Source organism: Lentzea sp. NPDC006480, assembly GCF_040611995.1.
Classification (GTDB): Bacteria; Actinomycetota; Actinomycetes; order Mycobacteriales; family Pseudonocardiaceae; genus Lentzea.
The window spans coordinates 1-17153 of record NZ_JBEXPJ010000020.1; the positions used below are offsets into that span (position 1 = coordinate 1).

Here is a 17153-nt window from a genome sequence, read left to right on the forward strand (position 1 = left end):
GTCGCGTTCCTGGAGGTCAACCCGCGGCTGCAGGTCGAGCACACCGTCACCGAGATGGTGTCCGGTGTGGACCTCGTGCGCGGACCCTGGGGGCGTTCGTCTTAGGGGTGCTGATTACTCAGCAGCACCAGCCTTCTTGCGGCGCACGACGAACAGGGCGCCGATACCGGCACCGACGAGCGCCAGACCACCGACGAGCGGCCACAGGATCGACGCACCGGTCGACGCGAGGTCGTCAGTGCTGCCACCCGGAGCCGGGGCGGCCGGCGTCGTCGTGGTGGTGGTCGGAGTCGTGGTCTCCGGCGTGGAGGACGGCGTCGACGGAGTCGTCGTCTGCTCGGCCTTGGTCCAGTCGGCCTTGGCGTTCTTGTCGAGCTTGATCTTCGTGTTCTGCGCGATGACCAGCGACTGGGTCCGGTAGCTGGAGTCCTGGGCGACGAACAGGCGGCCCTTCTCCAGGGTGACCTCAGCGGCGACCTTCAGCTTCGCCTCGCCCTTGTCGGCGTTCTCCGGAACCTTGACGTAGAACTCGGAGATCTTGTCGTCCTGGTCCGTGGCCTTCTGCTCGTCGCCCGACTTCTCGGTCGTGAGCGGGGTGCCGTTCTTGTCGGTGATCGTGACACCGTCGGGCAGCTGCGCGGTCAGCTCGAGCTTGGTCGCGGTCGTGGTGACCTTGAACGGGCCGATCTTCTCGCCCGCCTTGCCGGACTTCGAGGCCGGGTCGATCTCCAGCTTCGGCGTCTCGTTCGGAGTCTGCTTGAGGTCCTTGGCCTGCTCGATCAGCGCCTTGTAGAGCTTGACGACGTCAGCGTCGGCTTCCTTCTTGCCGGAGGTCGCGCCCGTGAGGTCGACACCGTCGCTGAAGTGCCAGATCGCGGCCTGCGTGGCGGCGATCGCTTCTTCCTCGTCGTAGTCGCCCTTGTACAGGTCGTCGAGGTCGTTCGTGGTCTTCGTCGGGAAGGAGTTGTTCAGGATCCAGAAGACCTTGCCGGCGTTCTCGTCCTTGAACTTGGTGTTCGGGTTGGGGTGCTTGTTCCAGTCGACTTCCTTCAGACCCTTGTTCTTGTCCAGGTCAGTCGGCAGCTCGACGCAGTACGCGAAGACCACGTCCGCCTTGCCGTTCTCGGTCAGCGTGAGCGGGATGAGCTTGGTGCCCCACTCGGGCTCGGCTTCCGTGCCCGTCGGCAGGTGCTCGAGAGTGACCGAGTAGCCGTACTTCTTGTACGTGTCGGGGTGAACGGGCTTGACGATGACGTCAGCGGACGCCGCCAGCGTCGACATGGACAGAAGGGCGGTGGCGCCCAGCAGCGCCGCGCCGATCCTCAACCGGGAAGCCATGGGTCTCCTTGTTCGCTGAAGTTCGCCCGATCGCGTGGGAAGTCATTCGCCCGCCGGGACGGTCGGCACGTCGAGATCGACACTGAACCGACAGGAAGCGTCGGCGACACTAGCCGATCGAGTTACACCCGATGGAGTGAGGTATGAGGGACACTACAAACCGCCTGTGACCAGCAGAAAGCTACCCAGGGTGTCCACAGTGGATAGGTCTGCGATGCATTAATTTTGTCAGGTGACGTTAGATTCGTTGCCGAACAGTTATCAATTGAGACGTTTCGCTACGGATGACCTGCACCGACGGTTCAGGCTTCACGCCACCAATTCGGTAACTTCCACCGGGCGAATGTCGCCGGGACGCAGCGAAGTGCCGCGCAGGCACATCTCGCGAGGCTCCGGTCGGCGCCCGGTCAGAATCCAGCGGGTGAGGCCCGCCAACTGGTAGGCGATGAGCGGCGGAACGGCGTCGCCGACGTGCCGGTACGCGTTCCCGAGAATCGACACGTCGAACCGGAACTGACGGGGAAAGCCCTGCAAGAGGGCCATCTCGCGGACCGTGCAGAGCCGGTGCTGCTCGGGGTGGGCATAACGGCCGTTGCCGACGTGTCCGCATTCCCGCTTGATCGTTCGGGCCGGTTCGTCCCACCACATCCGGCCGTAGACGTCCGGGTGCGAACCCCAGTTCTGCTCTTCGACGATCCTGCGTTGTGCAGGATTCAACAACTCCGCGGTCTCCGGTGACCTGAGCAGATCCGCCCACGAGCCGCCGTTCGCGGGAATTGCACGCATTCTTTCCAGACTGCGGTCCTGAGAAAACGTCGGCGACACGTGAATGGGGTCTTCCGCATCCGCGAGCCCCGCCTCGATCCGCGGCAGCTTGCCGATCGCCCGCCGGACCGTGATGGCGGACGGGCGGATCACCCGGCCCGCCCACAGGTCGTCCAAGGTCAGCAGCGGCAGACCGGCGTCGACAGCCACCATCAACGTCCGCTCGCGCAGTTGTGGCAGGCCGAACTTGGACAGCATGTGCGTGCCGCCCGCGACCGAGTAGCCGATCTTCGTCAGCTCCTCCGCGAGGCTGTCGAAGTGGTGGCGCTGCTTGCCTTTGACGAGCTCGCGGGCGTTCTCGACGAGCACGACCTTCGGGCGCAGCTCCTCCGCGTAGACGGCGATGCGGCCCACGAGGGAGTTGCGCGGGTCGTCGCGCAGGTGGTTCTGGGCGGTGATCCGGGAGAAGCCCGAGCACGGCGGGCACGCCAGCAGCACGTCGAGCTGGCCGCGGCGCAGGCCCCAGACCTCGCGCAACGCCGACGGCGACACCTTCGAGAGGTCGACCTCCAGCGGGTCGACGCCGATGTTCGCGCGGTACGTGTCGTTGCAGCGCAACGAACCCAAGCGGGACGACGGCTTGCCGATCTGCGCGTCAGCGGCACCGACGACCCGGAAGTCGCGGTGGGCGTGGAAGCCGAAGCTCATGCCGCCCGCACCCGAGAAGATGTCGGCCACCGAGAAGGACACCACGAGATCGTACGGGCGAGGCTCCGAGGACCCTTCCCTGACATCCCGTACCTTTCCGCCCTATGGAGCTGCCGCGTGCGTGGCAACGGCCGGACCCGTTGCGTGGCCTCGACCTGGCTCCGCCTAACGGGCCGCGAAATCACCTACGGCCGCCACGCCCAACGCCCCGAGGCCGCGACATGACCCCCAAACAGAACTTGGAGCCCCTCCAAGCCCTCCACCAGGAAACCGCCGACCCAGGCCCGCTGTCCCACCCGCCAACCGCTCCTCCCATCACGGACGTGTCGGCCGCCGCGTCGGCTCCGCTTCCAGTTGCCCAGCCACCACCGACGTCGTGGTGTGCGGCGCCGGCCCAGGTCCGGGTCGCCTGCACCGATGGCTTGCGCCCCACCGCTCCTGGCACGCCGCGTGTTGCTCCCAGCCCTGGAGGCTGTGACATGACTGCCGCCGTCATCTCGCATGTGGAGAACTTGGAGCCGCTCCAACTTTCTTGGTCAGAGGCGGGTGGCTCGGATCCGCTGGACCTGTTGTTCGCCGCCGGAGGCACTGCCGTGGCCGCGGTGCCAGCTCATTTCTGGGCCGGCCGCACCAATGGTGTGCGCTCCACGGTTCCTGGCGAAGGCGCGCGTATCGCTCCCAGTCCCCGGAGGCTGTGACATGACTGCCGCCGTCATCTCGCACGTTGAGAACTTGGAGGCGCTCCAAGTTCTCTGCCAGAAGCTGCGTGGTTCGGATCCGCTGGACCTGTTGTTCGCCGCCCGTGGCTCTGCCGACGCCGTGGCGACGGTGCCAGCTCACGTCCGAGTCGACGGCACCAATGACCTGCGCCTCACCGCGATCACCTCTCCAGGCGTGGGCACCTGCTGCTCTGAACCCCCCGGAGGCCGTCACATGACCGCCGCTGTTGCCTTTCCGACGACAACCTGGGAGGCGCTCCAAGGTCTCGGCCAAGAGCTCGGCAGTCCGGGCCCGGCGGACCTGTTGTTCGCCGATTCCACCAACGTCCCGATCGCCGCGCCGACCCAACGTCCTCCTCTGCCGCACCAAGAGTCTGCGTCGCATCAGCTTCTCCGACGAGGGCACCCGTCCCGAGGTGACGACATGACTGCCGGCGTCGTCTCCTACGAGGAGATGTTGGAGTCGCTCCAAGGTCTCTGGCATGAGGGGTGCGGCCCAGACCCGGCGGATCTGCTGTTCGCCGGACCCGACGCCACCGATGTCATGGTCGCCGCGCCTGCCTGCGCACGCCTCCACGGCATCACGACCCTGCCCCGCACCACCTTCCCCGACGAGGGCACCCGCAGCCCCGAGTCCCCGGAGGCGACGACATGACCGCCGCGCTGATCGACCGCGTCCGCCATCGACTGGCCGGCGCGGACATGGAGATGACCGCCGCGGTCGTCGCCCACGCGGTCCGTTCCGAAGCGGGCGGTGTGCTGGCCGACTCGGATGTCTTGGAGGCCCTCCAAGTTCTCCGCCAGGAGTTCAGCGGCACCGGTCCGCTCGACCCGCTGCTCGCCGACCCCGGCACCACCGACGTCCTCGTCACCGCACCGGACCAGGTGTGGGTCGACGGCACCAATGGCCTGCGCCGCAGCAACATCGCCTTCCCCGACGAGGAGTCGGTCCGCCGGCTCGCCCAACGCCTGGCGGTTGCGGCGGGCCGACGGCTCGACGACGCCTCGCCGTGCGTCGACGGGTGGTTGCCGGGCAGCGGAGTCCGGCTGCACGCGGTGCTCCCACCGATCGCGGACAGCACCTGCCTCTCACTCCGCGTGCTGAGGCCCGCGACGCACGATCTGAAGGCGCTCCAGGAGCTGGGCACGTTCGACGCCGAGATCGCCGAAGCGCTCAGGACGATCGTCCGCACGCGCAAGGCGTTCCTGGTGATCGGTGGCACCGGGTCCGGCAAGACGTCGCTGCTGTCGGCACTTCTGGGGTGCGTCCCGGAAGCCGAACGCGTCGTGTGCGTGGAGGACGCGGGCGAGCTCCGCCCGGACCACCCGCAGTTCGTGCGGCTGGTGGCGCGGCCGCCGAACGTCGAAGGCGCCGGCGAGATCACCGTGCGGTCGCTGGTGCGGGAGGCGTTGCGCATGCGGCCCGACCGGATCGTCGTCGGTGAGGTCAGAGGCGCCGAGGTCAGGGAACTCCTCAGTTCGCTCAACACCGGCCACGAAGGCGGCGCCGGCACGCTGCACGCCAACTCGCCGGCCGAGGTCCCGGCGAGGCTCGAGGCACTCGGCGCGCTTGCGGGGCTGGATCAACAAGCCCTGCACAGCCAGGTGGTCGCAGCGGTCCAGCTCGTCCTGCACATGCGCCGAGCGGACAACGGCGCGCGGCACCTCAACGAGATCGGGCGGTTCACGCGCACCGAAAGCGGGCTTGAGGTCCGTCCAATCTGGACCAGAGAGCAAGGCTGGCACGACAAGGGGGCGCTGTGCTGAGCCTTCTGCTCCTGGCGGCAGCTCTGCTGGTGTGGCCGCAGCTCAAACCGATCCGCAGGCTCAGACCAAAGGGAAAGCGAGAAATCGTTGTCCCGCAATGGCTGTGGCCAGCAGCTGCAGCAGCGATCACCTACCTCGTGGCCGGCGTCGGCGGACTCGTTGCCGGAGCGGTCCTCGCCGCGGTGATCTACCGGATCATCAAGCAGGGCAGGCGAAGCCAGGCACTCAGAGCGGCGACGGAAGCGCTCAGCAACGGACTCGGCGGTGTGGTCGACGAGCTGCGAGCGGGCGCGCACCCCGCCAGCGCGGCAGAAGGTGCCGCGCAGGACACCCCGGCCCCGGCCGATGAAGTGCTCAGAGCCGCTGCAGCCACCGCACGACTGGGCGGCGACGTCGAGCGAACTCTGAGAGACCTGAGACAGCCGCTCCTCACCACCGCGACAGATCAGCTCGCCAAGGCGTGGCACGTGTCGGCGAAACACGGCGTGGCGCTGGCGGATGTCCTGGACGCGACCAGGCGCGATCTCGACCAGCGGGCCGCGTTCGCCAGACAGGTGCACGCGCGCATGGCCGGGCCGAGGGCGAGTGCGGCGGTGCTCGCGGCGCTGCCGGTGTTCGGAGTGCTGCTCGGCGAACTGAGCGGCGCACGACCGCTCCACACGTTGATCGAAACCACAGCAGGACAGCTCTTGCTCGTACTGGGCGCGCTGTTCCTCGCCGCAGGACTGTGGTGGACAAGAAGGATCACCGAGGTCGAGCCGTGATCCTCGTGCTGATAGCGCTGGCGATCCTCGTCGCACCAACACCAAGACGGGCGATCGACCGGTTGAGACCGCAAACGCACGATCCGCCGCCAACGAAGCACGCGAAAGAGGGTCCGTTCGAAAGAGCCGCGGCGCTGGACCTCCTCGCCGCCTGCCTGAGGGCCGGGCTGCCGGTACCAACCGCCATCAAGGCTGCCGGCATCGCGGAACTGGGCCAGGTCGCCGAACTGCTCGCACTCGGTGCGGACCCGGACACCGCCTGGGCCCAAGCCCTGGCCAACCCGACGACAGCCGCGCTCGCGAGAGCCGCCAGGAGGACCGCGCGGTCAGGAGCTGCGTTCGCCGGCCAAGCCGCCGACCTCGCCGAACGCACCAGAGCCGAGGCGAAGGACCGCGCCGAGGCCGAGGCACAACGAGCGGCAGTGGCCGTCGCGGCACCGCTGGCCTTGTGTTTCCTGCCGGCGTTCCTGTGCCTCGGCGTCGTGCCGGTGGTGCTGGGCCTGGCCGATCAATTCCTCAACTGAGACCGCAAAGGAGAACGAAGTGGAACTGCTGAAGGACGACAGCGGCATGAGCACGGTCGAATACGCGATCGGGACGCTCGCGGTGGCCGCGCTCGCCGGGGTGCTGTACGCGATCGCCACCAGCGACTGGATGCAGAACATGTTGCAGGGGCTGATACAGCGTGCGCTGTCGGCGGTCTGATGACAGCGGCATGGCCACGGTCGAGGCGGCGATTGCCGTTTGCGCGCTCCTGACGGTCATGGGAGTGGCAGCCGCGGGACTCACCGCCGTCGTCGAGCAGATGCGATGCACCGACGCCGCGAGAGAGGCGGCGCGGTTGGCGGCGCGCGGTGAACGGCAGCGCGGTGAGGAAGCGGTCGGCCAGATCGCACCCGGAGCCAACACCGCGTTCCAGACCAACGGAGACGCCATAACAGTCGTCGTCACTAAACGCGGACCGCTGGGCGTGCCGCTCAGCGCGTCGGCGTTCGCCGCAGTGGAGCCGCGATGAACGGTGAAGTGCCAGGTGATGAGAGCGGCTCGGCTGCGGTGAGCGGTGTCGTGGCGATGTTGTTGCTGATCATCGTGACGCTCACCGGCGCGCAGATCGGGGCGGCGGTCGTCGTGCGGCACCGGGTGACCGGTGCGGCTGATCTGGCGGCGCTCGCCGGTGCGGTGGGTTTGCCCTACGGCGAAGAAATTGCTTGTGAGCAGGCAAAACTCGTGGCGGAACGCAACGGGGCGCGGCTCGAGAGCTGTGAGGTGAGCGGTTGGGAGGTGGTTGTGCGGGCGTCGGCCGCTACGCCGTTCGGCCCGGCGAGCGCGCGGTCGAGAGCAGGTCCGGCCGAAGATCGAAGCGTTTGGAGCGCGACGAGCGGTCGTCTCCCGGCGGTGAGCGGACTCACACCGGCGCCGGGACATGCTGAACGGTGATCGAACTAAACGCGCGGAGTTCAGTGGCTCGTTCTCGCAAGGGGCGTTCGCCGTCTCGTAGCTACCAGTTGTCGCGGCGGGGGTTACCAAGCCCAGGGCCGGTGTCGTTAGTTGTAGTAGCGGCACCGACGCGGTGTCCCGAGAACACCGGCACCACGGCGATGTCGAGACAGACCTTAGGAAGAAGGCGACGGAAGATGGATTGGTCGGATAGCTGGCGCGGGGCCTTCCGCATCGAACTGCGTGCCGAGGCCGTCAGCCTCGCGTACCGCGGTTGGCCCGTACTGCCCGGCACCTATCCGGCCGGTACCGAGAACGGCGTGACGCAGTGGGCGGGCCGCAGCGGGCTCGAACTCCACGGCCCCATCCCGGTGCACCGCGACTGGGTGGACCGCATCGGCACCCGTCCCGACCAGGTCGCCACGTGGTGGACCGGTCGTTCCTACAGCCTGCTCGTCGCGACCGGCCACGTGGTGGACGCGATCGAGGTCGGCACCGACCTCGGCCGCCGCGCGGCCGTCGCACTGCGCTCGATCGGTGTTCCCGTGCCGATCGCCGCGACCCCGTCCGGCCGGTGGATGTTCCTGGTGAAGTCCGGCTCGAAGCTCAACGCCGAGCTGGCCAACAACGCGGACGTCCACCTGTACGGCAAGGGCGAGTACATCCCGCTGCCGCCCACCCCGATGGCGCACGGCGTCGTGCACTGGAGGGTCAAGCCGTCGATCTGCGGCTGGAACCTCCCTGAAGCGCACGTCGTGCAGGACGCACTGGTCGAGGCGCTGCACGCCCCGGCCGGCTTCCAGCTCGAAGCCGTCTGACACAACTAAAAGAAGAGCCCGGCCGTGCTGGGTGTCGTCGTGGACTCTCCCCGACAACCCCGAAGACGATGCCCTGCACGGCCGTTCCACCCCAGCCCGATCCGAAGATCGGCCTCTCTACCCCGCACTTGAGGGGCCGCGGAGGAACGGGCGAAAAGCCGAACACGCACCCCGAAGGACAGCCTCCCGCACTAGTGACCGGACCGAGGAACGTTAGTGGCAGGGCAACCCGCTCTGCCGCGGTCGGTGAAGCCGGCTCCTCCCCGGAGTTCGTCCCGATGACAGTCGACACCGTCGCCTCCCGCGTGTCCTGTCAGAGACGAACAACCAGATTCCACCGATGTTCCAAGGGATCCGGTCGCGAAGCGGTAGCAGGCGGGAAAACAGTGTTCGGCACGTGGAGAGCGCGGCGGGGGTACCCGTGAGCCCCCGCCGCGCCCACGAAACAACTAGAGAAGCTCGCAGTAGGCCGCGAAAGCCCGCGTCTGCTCCATGCTTCCCGGACGCGGGGCAGCGTCGGCGTCCCAGCCGAGGTCCCGGTCCCTGATGACCTGCTCGATCAGCGGGTGCCACCGCTGATCGAGCATTTTCAACCCCCACTCCAGAGCTCCGCGCTTGGAAGTCACCTCAGCGGTGTGCAGCGTGTAGAGCGTCCGGCAGTACTGCGCGACGAGGTAGCGCTGAGTCCACGCGACGTCCATCGGTGCCCACGACTTGATGCCCTCCCACAGGATCGGCAAGTCCGCTCGCATGGTTGAGCGCAGAACAGCTGGCGGCACCTCGTCGACCAGCGAGGTGATCGGCGGGCCGTCCAGCACGATGCCGTGGTTGCGCAGGATCCATCGGGCGTGCGGCGAGTTGCAGTGGGTGTCCCAGATCAACGTGCGGTGGCCGTGGTCGTTGAACAGCCAAGGAACCCCGAGACCGTCCACCGAGCGCAGCGACTCGACATCGGCGTAGGAGCCTTCGATCTCCGTCGACCAGTGGCCCGGCCGCAACGGAATCTCGTCGTGCAACGCCCGAAGCCCAGCCTCGGCAGAGCCGGACGGCAGCTCCGTGCACGCGACGATGAAGTCGCAGTCGCTGTGGATGTCACCTGCGCCGAGGGCGAACGAGCCCTGGACGTACGTGCCCACGTAGGTGGGGCCGAGGATCTCGCGAACCGACGAGACCAGGTCGGCGAGCAGTGCGTTCAGATCAGCGAAGGGCGTGAACAAGGCAAACTCCCAAGAACCCGTGGCCAGAAGGCAGGACGGGCGCGGCGGAGCGTCGGACTCAGCCGCGCCTAGGCGCGACGGGTCCGGTCAGTTGCGTTGCAGCTGCATGCGGTCACCCAGCCACCGTAGCCGGGCGAACCCGGACAGGTCAGGCGATTTTGCCCAGCACGACGTCGAGCACCAGCACGGCACCGGCCTTGTCCAGCGGCTCGTTGCCGTTGCCGCACTTCGGCGACTGCACGCACGACGGGCACCCCATCGGGCACGAGCACGAGCTGATCGCCGAACGGGTCGCCGACAGCCACGCCCGCAGCGCCGAGTGCCCTCGATCCGCGAAGCCCGCGCCGCCCGGATGGCCGTCGTGCACGAAGACCGTCGGCATTCCCGTGTCCGGGTGCACCGCGGTCGACACGCCGCCGATGTCCCACCTGTCGCACGTCGCGAACAACGGCAGCAGGCCGATCGCCGCGTGTTCGGCGGCGTGCAGCGCGCCGGGGATCCGTTTGCCCTCAACACCTGCGGCGGCCAGCAGCGACTCGTCGACCGTGTACCAGACGGCACGGGTCTGCAGCGTCTGCTCGGGGAGATCCAGCGGAATCTGGTCGAGCACCACACCGGACGGCAGCCGCCGCAGGTAGCCGACGACCTGCGTGGTCACCTCCACCTCGCCCAGCGACACAGTCACGCCGTCGAACGAAGCGCGTTCGACCTCGCGCACCACCGTGATGTCGACGCAGTCACGCGGCTGCGTCGTCCACTCCGGGTCTTCGCGGTGCACCATCGCGAGGCCGCTCTCCAGGTCGAGCTCGTCGACCACATAAGCGCGGCCCTGATGCAGGTAGAGGGCACCGGGATGCACCTGCCAGCAGGCGGATCCCGGGTCGACCGTGCCGAGCATCCGACCAGAGTCCGACTCCACGACCGCGACCTGGTCACCGCCGGAGCCGCGGATGTCCACCCCGGCGTGCGGCCTGTCGTGCGACGCCCAGTACCAGCCCGCGGGCCTGCGGCGCAGCAGCTTCTCCGCCACCAGCTCTGCCAGCACGGACTCGGCCAGCGGACCGCCGAAGTCGTCCAGGCAGGCCGGGGTCAACGGCAGCTCGGACGCGGCGCACGCCAGCTGAGGCCCTAATACATAGGGGTTCAACGGATCCAGCACCGTCGCCTCGACCGGCCGGTCCAGCACGGCGGCCGGGTTGTGCACCAGGTAGGTGTCCAACGGGTCGTCGCGCGCCACGAACACCACCAGAGCACTGTCGCCGGACCGCCCGGCGCGACCCGCCTGCTGCCAGAACGACGCCAGCGTCCCCGGGAAACCGGCCACCACCACGGCGTCGAGCCCGGCGATGTCGACGCCCAGCTCCAGCGCGTTCGTCGTGGCCACGCCCAGCAGATCGCCGGTGGACAGGGACTTCTCCAGCGCCCGCCGCTCCTCGGGCAGGAACCCGCCCCGGTACGCGGCCACGCGGGCAGGCAGCTCACTGTCCACTTCGGACAGAATTCGCTGGGTGCCGAGAGCCGTCAGCTCCGCACCACGACGCGATCGCACGAAGGCGAGCGACCGCGCGCCCTCGACGACGAGATCGGCGAGGATCCGCGACGTCTCCGCGCCCGCTGACCGCCGGATCGGAGCGCCGTTCTCACCCTCCAGAGAGGTCAGCGGCGGCTCCCACAGCGCGACCGTTCGCGACGCACGTGGCGAGAAGTCGTCCACGACAGCGGAAACCGGCACCCCGAGCAGACGCTGCGCCGAAGCAGCAGGATCAGCCACGGTGGCCGATGCCAGCACGAAGATCGGATCCGCGCCGTATTTCCGCGCGACGCGACGAAGTCTTCGCATCAACAACGCCACGTGCGACCCGAAAACGCCGCGGTAGGAATGGCACTCGTCGATCACCACGTACTTCAGCCGGCGGAAGAACCGCAGCCATTTCGGGTGCTGCGGCAGGATTCCGCGGTGCAGCATGTCCGGGTTGGTGAAGACCCAGTTGGCGTGCGCCTTGACCCAGTCGCGCTCGGCCATCGGGGTGTCGCCGTCGTAGGCCGCCGCGCGCACGCCCTTGATGCCGAGCTCGTCGAGCGAGCGGAGCTGGTCCGCCCCAAGGGCTTTGGTCGGTGACAGGTACAGAGCGGTGGCCTTCGTGTCCGCCAAAAGAGTGGAAAGCACGGGCAATTGGTAGGCAAGCGACTTGCCGGACGCGGTGCCCGTCGCGAGCACTACATGTGATCCGCGCCACGCAAGGGAAGCCGCCTCGACCTGATGCCGCCACGGCTCCCGCACACCGGTCTCGGTGAAGGCGGCCACCACCGCCGGCGCGGCCCACGAGGGCCATTCGACGTGATCAGCCTGCCGCAACGGCAAATCGCGTGCGTGTGTGAGAGGCGACTCGCCGGCGGGTACTCCCGCCAACACGCGGTCGAGCAACCGCCGTCCCTGATCCACCACGAGGCGAGCTTTGCATACACCACCGACAGTCCTGACTGGGCCGTACTCGACTTCCTGCGCAGATAACGGTGTGTGCACGGATCGGGACACTTCGTTGCCCCGTTGCAAGTACCCCCTAGACTCCCCGCTCATCGCATCCAATGAGGGATGCGTCACGTCGCGCTGGGCGGCTGGTCTGCCTTGGCGCTGCACATGGCAACTCACCAGGAGGACGGATGTCCCGGCAATTCCTCGCGGAGAGCCTCGAGCTCTCCGGGGGTGATCGCGGCGTCGTAGCCGTGGTCGCCGTGGTCGCCCTGGCTGCTCTCGCCGTCGGGTACGTGCTGCTCAGGGAGGTGCTGGCCGCGGGCCAGGGCACCCCGAAGATGCAGGACATCGCCAAGGCGGTTCAGGAGGGCGCAGCGGCCTACCTCAACCGGCAGTTCCGCACGCTCGGCATTTTTGTCGTGATCGTGTTCGTACTGCTGTTCGCGCTACCGGCCGACGATCTCGCCGAACGAATCGGCAGGTCGTTGTTCTTCATCGTCGGTGCCGCGTTCTCGGCGACGATCGGCTACCTGGGCATGTGGTTGTCCACGCGCGCCAACGTGCGTGTTGCCGCCGCCGCGAACGAAGGCGAAGGCGGTCGCGAAAAGGCGATGCGCATCGCTTTCCGCACCGGTGGTGTGGTCGGTATGACGACGGTCGGCCTCGGTCTCTTCGGCGCCGCGCTCGTCGTGCTCGTGTACGCCGGTCAGGCCCCGAAGGTCCTGGAGGGCTTCGGTTTCGGTGCCGCACTGCTCGCGATGTTCATGCGTGTCGGTGGCGGCATCTTCACCAAGGCCGCCGACGTCGGCGCCGACCTGGTCGGCAAGGTCGAGCAGGGCATCCCGGAGGACGACCCCCGCAACGCCGCCACCATCGCGGACAACGTGGGCGACAACGTCGGTGACTGTGCCGGTATGGCCGCGGACCTCTTCGAGTCCTACGCCGTCACGCTGGTCGCGTCGCTGATCCTCGGCACCGCCGCGTTCGGTGCGCAGGGCCTGCTGTTCCCGCTGATCGTTCCCGCGATCGGCGTGCTGACCGCGGTCATCGGCGTCTACACGACCAGCGCGAAGACGGGCGAGAGCGGCCTCACGGCCATCAACCGCTCCTTCTACATCTCCGCGGTCATCTCCGCGGTGCTGTGCACGATCGCGGCGTTCGCGTTCCTGCCGAGCTCCTTCGCGGACCTCAACGGCATCAGCGACGCGGTGAAGTCCACCAGCGGCAACCCGGCGCTGATCGCGTCCGTCGCGGTGATCATCGGCATCGTGCTGGCCGGCGTCATCCTCTGGCTGACCGGCTACTACACCGGCACCGAGCACAAGCCGGTGCAGGAGGTCGGCAAGACCTCGCTGACCGGTGCGGCCACGGTGATCCTGTCCGGTATCTCGGTCGGTTTCGAATCGGCCGTGTACACCGCGCTCGTCATCGGTGCGGCCGTCTACGGCGCGTTCCTGCTCTCCGGTTCGGTCGTCGTCGCGCTGTTCGCGATCGCGCTCGCCGGTTGTGGTCTGCTCACGACCGTCGGCGTCATCGTCGCGATGGACACCTTCGGCCCGGTCTCCGACAACGCGCAGGGCATCGCCGAGATGTCCGGTGACGTGCACGGCGAGGGCGCGCAGATCCTCACCGAGCTCGACGCGGTCGGCAACACCACCAAGGCCATCACCAAGGGCATCGCGATCGCGACCGCCGTGCTCGCCGCGACGGCGCTGTTCGGCTCCTACAAGGACGCGATCGACCAGGCCATCATCAAGGTCGGCAACATCCCCGGCGATCTGCCGATCTCGTTCACCAACGTGGTGTTCAGCCCGAACGTCCTCGTCGGTGTCGCGATCGGTGCGGCCGTCGTGTTCATGTTCTCGGGCCTCGCGGTCAACGCCGTGACGCGCGCCGCCGGTGCCATCGTGTTCGAGGTGCGCCGTCAGTTCCGCGAGAACCCCGGCATCATGGACTACTCGGTGAAGCCGGAGTACGGCAAGGTCGTCGACATCTGCACCAAGGACTCGCTGCGTGAGCTGGCGACTCCCGGTCTGATGGCCGTGCTCGCCCCGATCGCCGTCGGCTTCGGTCTCGGCGTCGGCCCGCTGGCCGGTTACCTGGCCGGTGCGATCGCGACCGGCACGCTCATGGCGGTCTTCCTGGCCAACTCCGGTGGTGCCTGGGACAACGCCAAGAAGCTGGTCGAGGACGGCAACCACGGTGGCAAGGGCTCCGACGCCCACGCCGCGACGGTCATCGGCGACACGGTCGGCGACCCGTTCAAGGACACGGCCGGCCCGGCCATCAACCCGCTGATCAAGGTCATGAACCTGGTCTCGGTGCTGATCGCCCCGGCCATCGTCACCTTCTCCATCGGTGACAGCGCGTCCGACCCGATCCGCATCGCGATCGCCGTGGTCGCGGCACTGATCATCGTCGGTGCGGTGGTCGTGTCGAAGCGTCGCGGTACCGCGATCGCGGACGCTCCCGCGGAGACCGTGAGCAACGGCGCCGCGTAGTTCTGCCCTGGGTCGGGGTACGTTCGGGTCTCCCCCGACGTACCCCGACCTAGGAGTTACGACATGAGGCTCCGCCTCGTCGCCACTGCTGCCGTCGCCGCCTGTGCGCTGGCCGGGTGCACCATTGGTGGCAACTCCAGCACTTCTTCCACGCCTTCCAGCGGTGCGGCCAGCCCCCAGGCCGTCGCCTACATGGACAAGGTGTGCGGCGCCGCGTCCGAGTTCGCCAAGATCGACAAGACGACCCCGAAGCTCGACGCCGGCGACCCCGCCAAGCTCAAGGCCGAGATGGCCGCGTACATGGGCCAGCTCGCCACCGCCTTCACCAAGTCGGCTGAGGGCCTCAAGAACGTCGGCCCGTCGCCCGTCGCGGGTGGCGAGGAGGCCGTCACCAAGATGGCCGAGACGTTCACCTCTTTGGGCACGGTCTTCACCGAGGCCAAGACCAAGATCGAGCAGGCCGACGCGAACGACGCCACCGGAGGCCTCCAGGCCGCCGGAGAGGCCATCGGCAAGCTCTCCGAGCTCGCCGACCCGCTGCGGGACCTCAAGGCCGTTCCCGAGCTGCAGAAGGCCACCCAGACCGCGCCGAAGTGCCAGGAGATGCAGCGCCTCAACGTCACACCGACGAGCTGAGCGAGGCCGTTCGGAGTAGCTTCCGGCCCATGCGCCTGCGTCACACCGCCCTCGCCCTGCTGACGAGCCTGCTCGCGCTCACCGCGTGCAGCAGCGGAGGTTCGTCCACGTCCCCGACGACAGCCACCCCGAACGAGGCCGACGTCGTGGCGTGGATGGACAAGGTCTGCGGTGCCGTCGACGGCACCGTGAAGGCCATGTCGGACGAGCCGAGCATCGACATGAACGACCCGTCCAAGCTCAAGACGGGCCTGTCGGACTGGCTCGGCACCAAGGTCGCCGCGGTCGACAAGTCGATCGCGGACCTCAAGGCGCTGGAGAACGGCCCGCACCCGAAGTCGAAGGAGCTGGTCACGACGGCCGAGGACGGCATGGGTCAGATCAAGACCCTGCTCGCCGACACCAAGTCGAAGCTCGACTCCTCGACCGACGCCACCCAGGTCGTCACCGCGTTCACCGAGATGATCGGCAAGGCGGCCACGCTGGAGAAGACGGGTGCCGACGTGCAGAAGAAGTTCGACGAGACGGGTCTCGGCTCGGCTGCGGAGAAGGCGCCGAACTGCAAGGGCCTGCAGATCGCACCTTCCGCCACGCCGACGTCCTGACAGGTCGAGGCAACGAACCAGATCGCCAGGCCGGGTACCGCGCTCGCCGAGCACATGCTCGGAAAGCTGATCGGGCGGGACCTGGAAGATGGTGTGGTGAACACACGCCTGATCGTCGCTGTGCTGGTCGGCACCGCCGTGCTGACCAGCGCCTGCGGTTCCGCCGACGACACGCCGCTCACCGACGCCCAGGGCCAGTGGGTCGACGCCTTCTGCAACGGGGTCCTTCCGGGCATGGAGGCGGGCTTTGAGCTGCGCAAACAGGACGCGGCGAACCCGGCTGCGGTGAAGACGGCGTACCTGAAGCTCGTGACGGCCAACGCGACCGCGTTCGGTGCGGCGGAGAAGAAGCTGACCGAGCTCGGCGCGCCCGAGGACGGCCTCAAATCCGTCCACGAACGGCTGGTCAAGTTCGTCCAGCAGTCGGCCAAGTCGTACCAGGACGCCCAAGCCCCGGTCGAGAAGCTCGAACCGAACGGCCAGTTCTGGGACGAGGCCGAGAAGATCCTGGCCGAGAAGAACCAGGTGAGCAGTCCGGAAGATCTCCGCGCGACCTTCCAGGACCTGCAGAAACGCCCGAAGTACGCCGACGCGCTGAACAAGTCGGCACCGTGCGTGGAGATCAAGTCGAAGGGCCAGGACCTGCTCACGAATCAGTAGCTCGACCGGCGCATTCACACCCGCCCCACTGGTCACAGTCGAACGCCTGTTCTACTCTGTGGGCCGTGGTTGGGCAGCTGTCCTTCTTCTCGGCCGAGGCGCGCACGCCGGCCAAGGCGGACCTCGCCGGCTTCCTCTGCGGGCCGGGACAGGCCGTCAGCTTCGCGCGCGGCACGGCGGCCCGCGTGTACGTCGAGCTCAAGGACGAGTGGCGGCACAGGCCCCTCAAGCAGGCCTGCGCCGAGCGCGACGTCACCACTGAGCTGTGCGTCAACGAGGAGGGCACGCGGTTCGTCCGCACGCCGTTCCGCACCGATCTCACCCCTCTGGCCGCCCGCTGGCTGGACGGATCCACGAAGAAGGTGCCCGAGGACTTCGAGCTGAACGGAGCAGTGCTGCGGGTCTGGGCGCTGGCCGCGGGCAGCTGGATGGAGTCGGCGTACCTGCTCGGTTTGGACCCCAACGCACCGCAGACACACCTGCCGTTGCAAAATGCCCTGCTCGCATCCGGACTTCCGTGCACCCTGGTAGGGGCTCCGGCGTTGCGGGTAACCGGCCGACGAAGGCTGGCACGGCTCGCTGAGCTGGTCGGAAGCCCTCCGCACGGGGTGGCGTGCAGCACCTGGCCGGCGGCCTGAGCGGGCGGTCCGGCAAGGTTGTGTCACTCTGTCTCGTCGTACAGGCGTCGCAGAGACACGGCGGATGGTGTGCTTTTCGGCCGACGCTGGGCAACACTGGCGGGCCT

18 protein-coding genes are annotated in these 17153 nt (G+C 68.0%); 14 read left to right on the top strand and 4 right to left on the bottom strand.

What is annotated here, in order from left to right:
- Positions 1 to 9 precede the first annotated feature (9 nt).
- Entirely contained in the window at positions 10 to 105 is a 96-nt protein-coding gene (locus tag ABZX92_RS10915) for a hypothetical protein (protein WP_355556675.1), read from the top strand.
- A gap of 9 nt (positions 106 to 114) precedes the next feature.
- On the opposite strand, the gene ABZX92_RS10920 is transcribed toward ABZX92_RS10915, so the two are convergent.
- Positions 115 to 1338 carry a thioester domain-containing protein gene (locus ABZX92_RS10920; RefSeq protein ID WP_355556479.1) on the bottom strand — a complete coding sequence of 408 codons (1224 nt, stop codon included), beginning with the start codon at positions 1336 to 1338 and terminating at the stop codon, positions 115 to 117.
- 309 nt (positions 1339 to 1647) lie between these two features.
- Positions 1648 to 2853 (bottom strand): DNA cytosine methyltransferase, encoded by a 1206-nt coding sequence (locus tag ABZX92_RS10925; protein ID WP_355556482.1) that lies wholly within the window; start codon positions 2851 to 2853, stop codon positions 1648 to 1650.
- A gap of 657 nt (positions 2854 to 3510) precedes the next feature.
- On the opposite strand from ABZX92_RS10925, the gene ABZX92_RS10930 reads away from it, so the two are divergent.
- The 8 genes from ABZX92_RS10930 (at position 3511) to ABZX92_RS10965 (ending at position 8316) form a co-directional block, all read left to right on the top strand.
- Entirely contained in the window at positions 3511 to 4185 is a 675-nt protein-coding gene (locus ABZX92_RS10930) for a hypothetical protein (RefSeq protein ID WP_355556485.1), read from the top strand.
- Positions 4182 to 5297: a TadA family conjugal transfer-associated ATPase gene (locus ABZX92_RS10935; protein ID WP_355556488.1), complete on the top strand. Its 1116-nt coding sequence runs from the start codon at positions 4182 to 4184 to the stop codon at positions 5295 to 5297. The genes ABZX92_RS10930 and ABZX92_RS10935 overlap by 4 nt, the downstream gene beginning before the upstream one ends.
- Positions 5291 to 6061 carry a type II secretion system F family protein gene (locus tag ABZX92_RS10940; protein WP_355556491.1) on the top strand — a complete coding sequence of 257 codons (771 nt, stop codon included), beginning with the start codon at positions 5291 to 5293 and terminating at the stop codon, positions 6059 to 6061. The genes ABZX92_RS10935 and ABZX92_RS10940 overlap by 7 nt, the downstream gene beginning before the upstream one ends.
- Positions 6058 to 6585: a type II secretion system F family protein gene (locus tag ABZX92_RS10945; protein WP_355556494.1), complete on the top strand. Its 528-nt coding sequence runs from the start codon at positions 6058 to 6060 to the stop codon at positions 6583 to 6585. Before ABZX92_RS10940 ends, ABZX92_RS10945 begins: the two co-directional genes overlap by 4 nt.
- A 19-nt stretch (positions 6586 to 6604) precedes the next feature.
- Positions 6605 to 6766: a DUF4244 domain-containing protein gene (locus tag ABZX92_RS10950; RefSeq protein ID WP_355556496.1), complete on the top strand. Its 162-nt coding sequence runs from the start codon at positions 6605 to 6607 to the stop codon at positions 6764 to 6766.
- 10 nt (positions 6767 to 6776) lie between these two features.
- Complete coding sequence (locus ABZX92_RS10955) at positions 6777 to 7076, top strand: TadE family type IV pilus minor pilin (RefSeq protein ID WP_355556499.1); 300 nt, start codon at positions 6777 to 6779, stop codon at positions 7074 to 7076.
- A complete protein-coding gene (locus tag ABZX92_RS10960; RefSeq protein WP_355556502.1) occupies positions 7073 to 7498 on the top strand; it encodes an Rv3654c family TadE-like protein in 426 nt (141 codons plus the stop codon). The genes ABZX92_RS10955 and ABZX92_RS10960 overlap by 4 nt, the downstream gene beginning before the upstream one ends.
- Positions 7499 to 7695: 197 nt before the next feature.
- Positions 7696 to 8316: a bifunctional DNA primase/polymerase gene (locus tag ABZX92_RS10965; protein WP_355556505.1), complete on the top strand. Its 621-nt coding sequence runs from the start codon at positions 7696 to 7698 to the stop codon at positions 8314 to 8316.
- A 449-nt stretch (positions 8317 to 8765) separates the two neighbouring features.
- Here the strand turns inward: ABZX92_RS10965 and ABZX92_RS10970 are convergent, their stop codons facing one another.
- The gene (locus tag ABZX92_RS10970) at positions 8766 to 9533 is read right to left on the bottom strand and encodes an aminoglycoside adenylyltransferase domain-containing protein (RefSeq protein WP_355556508.1); all 768 of its coding nucleotides are present in this window, start codon (positions 9531 to 9533) and stop codon (positions 8766 to 8768) included.
- A 148-nt stretch (positions 9534 to 9681) separates the two neighbouring features.
- Complete coding sequence (locus tag ABZX92_RS10975; RefSeq protein ID WP_355556511.1) at positions 9682 to 11979, bottom strand: DEAD/DEAH box helicase; 2298 nt, start codon at positions 11977 to 11979, stop codon at positions 9682 to 9684.
- 215 nt (positions 11980 to 12194) lie between these two features.
- Between ABZX92_RS10975 and ABZX92_RS10980 the strand changes: the two genes are divergently transcribed.
- The 5 genes from ABZX92_RS10980 (at position 12195) to ABZX92_RS11000 (ending at position 17046) form a co-directional block, all read left to right on the top strand.
- The gene (locus ABZX92_RS10980; protein WP_355556513.1) at positions 12195 to 14507 is read left to right on the top strand and encodes a sodium-translocating pyrophosphatase; all 2313 of its coding nucleotides are present in this window, start codon (positions 12195 to 12197) and stop codon (positions 14505 to 14507) included.
- Between the two features lie 63 nt (positions 14508 to 14570).
- A complete protein-coding gene (locus ABZX92_RS10985) occupies positions 14571 to 15143 on the top strand; it encodes a hypothetical protein (RefSeq protein ID WP_355556516.1) in 573 nt (190 codons plus the stop codon).
- 29 nt (positions 15144 to 15172) lie between these two features.
- Entirely contained in the window at positions 15173 to 15748 is a 576-nt protein-coding gene (locus tag ABZX92_RS10990) for a hypothetical protein (RefSeq protein ID WP_355556519.1), read from the top strand.
- Between the two features lie 96 nt (positions 15749 to 15844).
- Positions 15845 to 16408: a hypothetical protein gene (locus tag ABZX92_RS10995; protein WP_355556522.1), complete on the top strand. Its 564-nt coding sequence runs from the start codon at positions 15845 to 15847 to the stop codon at positions 16406 to 16408.
- A 65-nt stretch (positions 16409 to 16473) separates the two neighbouring features.
- Complete coding sequence (locus ABZX92_RS11000) at positions 16474 to 17046, top strand: hypothetical protein (RefSeq protein ID WP_355556524.1); 573 nt, start codon at positions 16474 to 16476, stop codon at positions 17044 to 17046.
- Positions 17047 to 17153 lie beyond the last annotated feature (107 nt).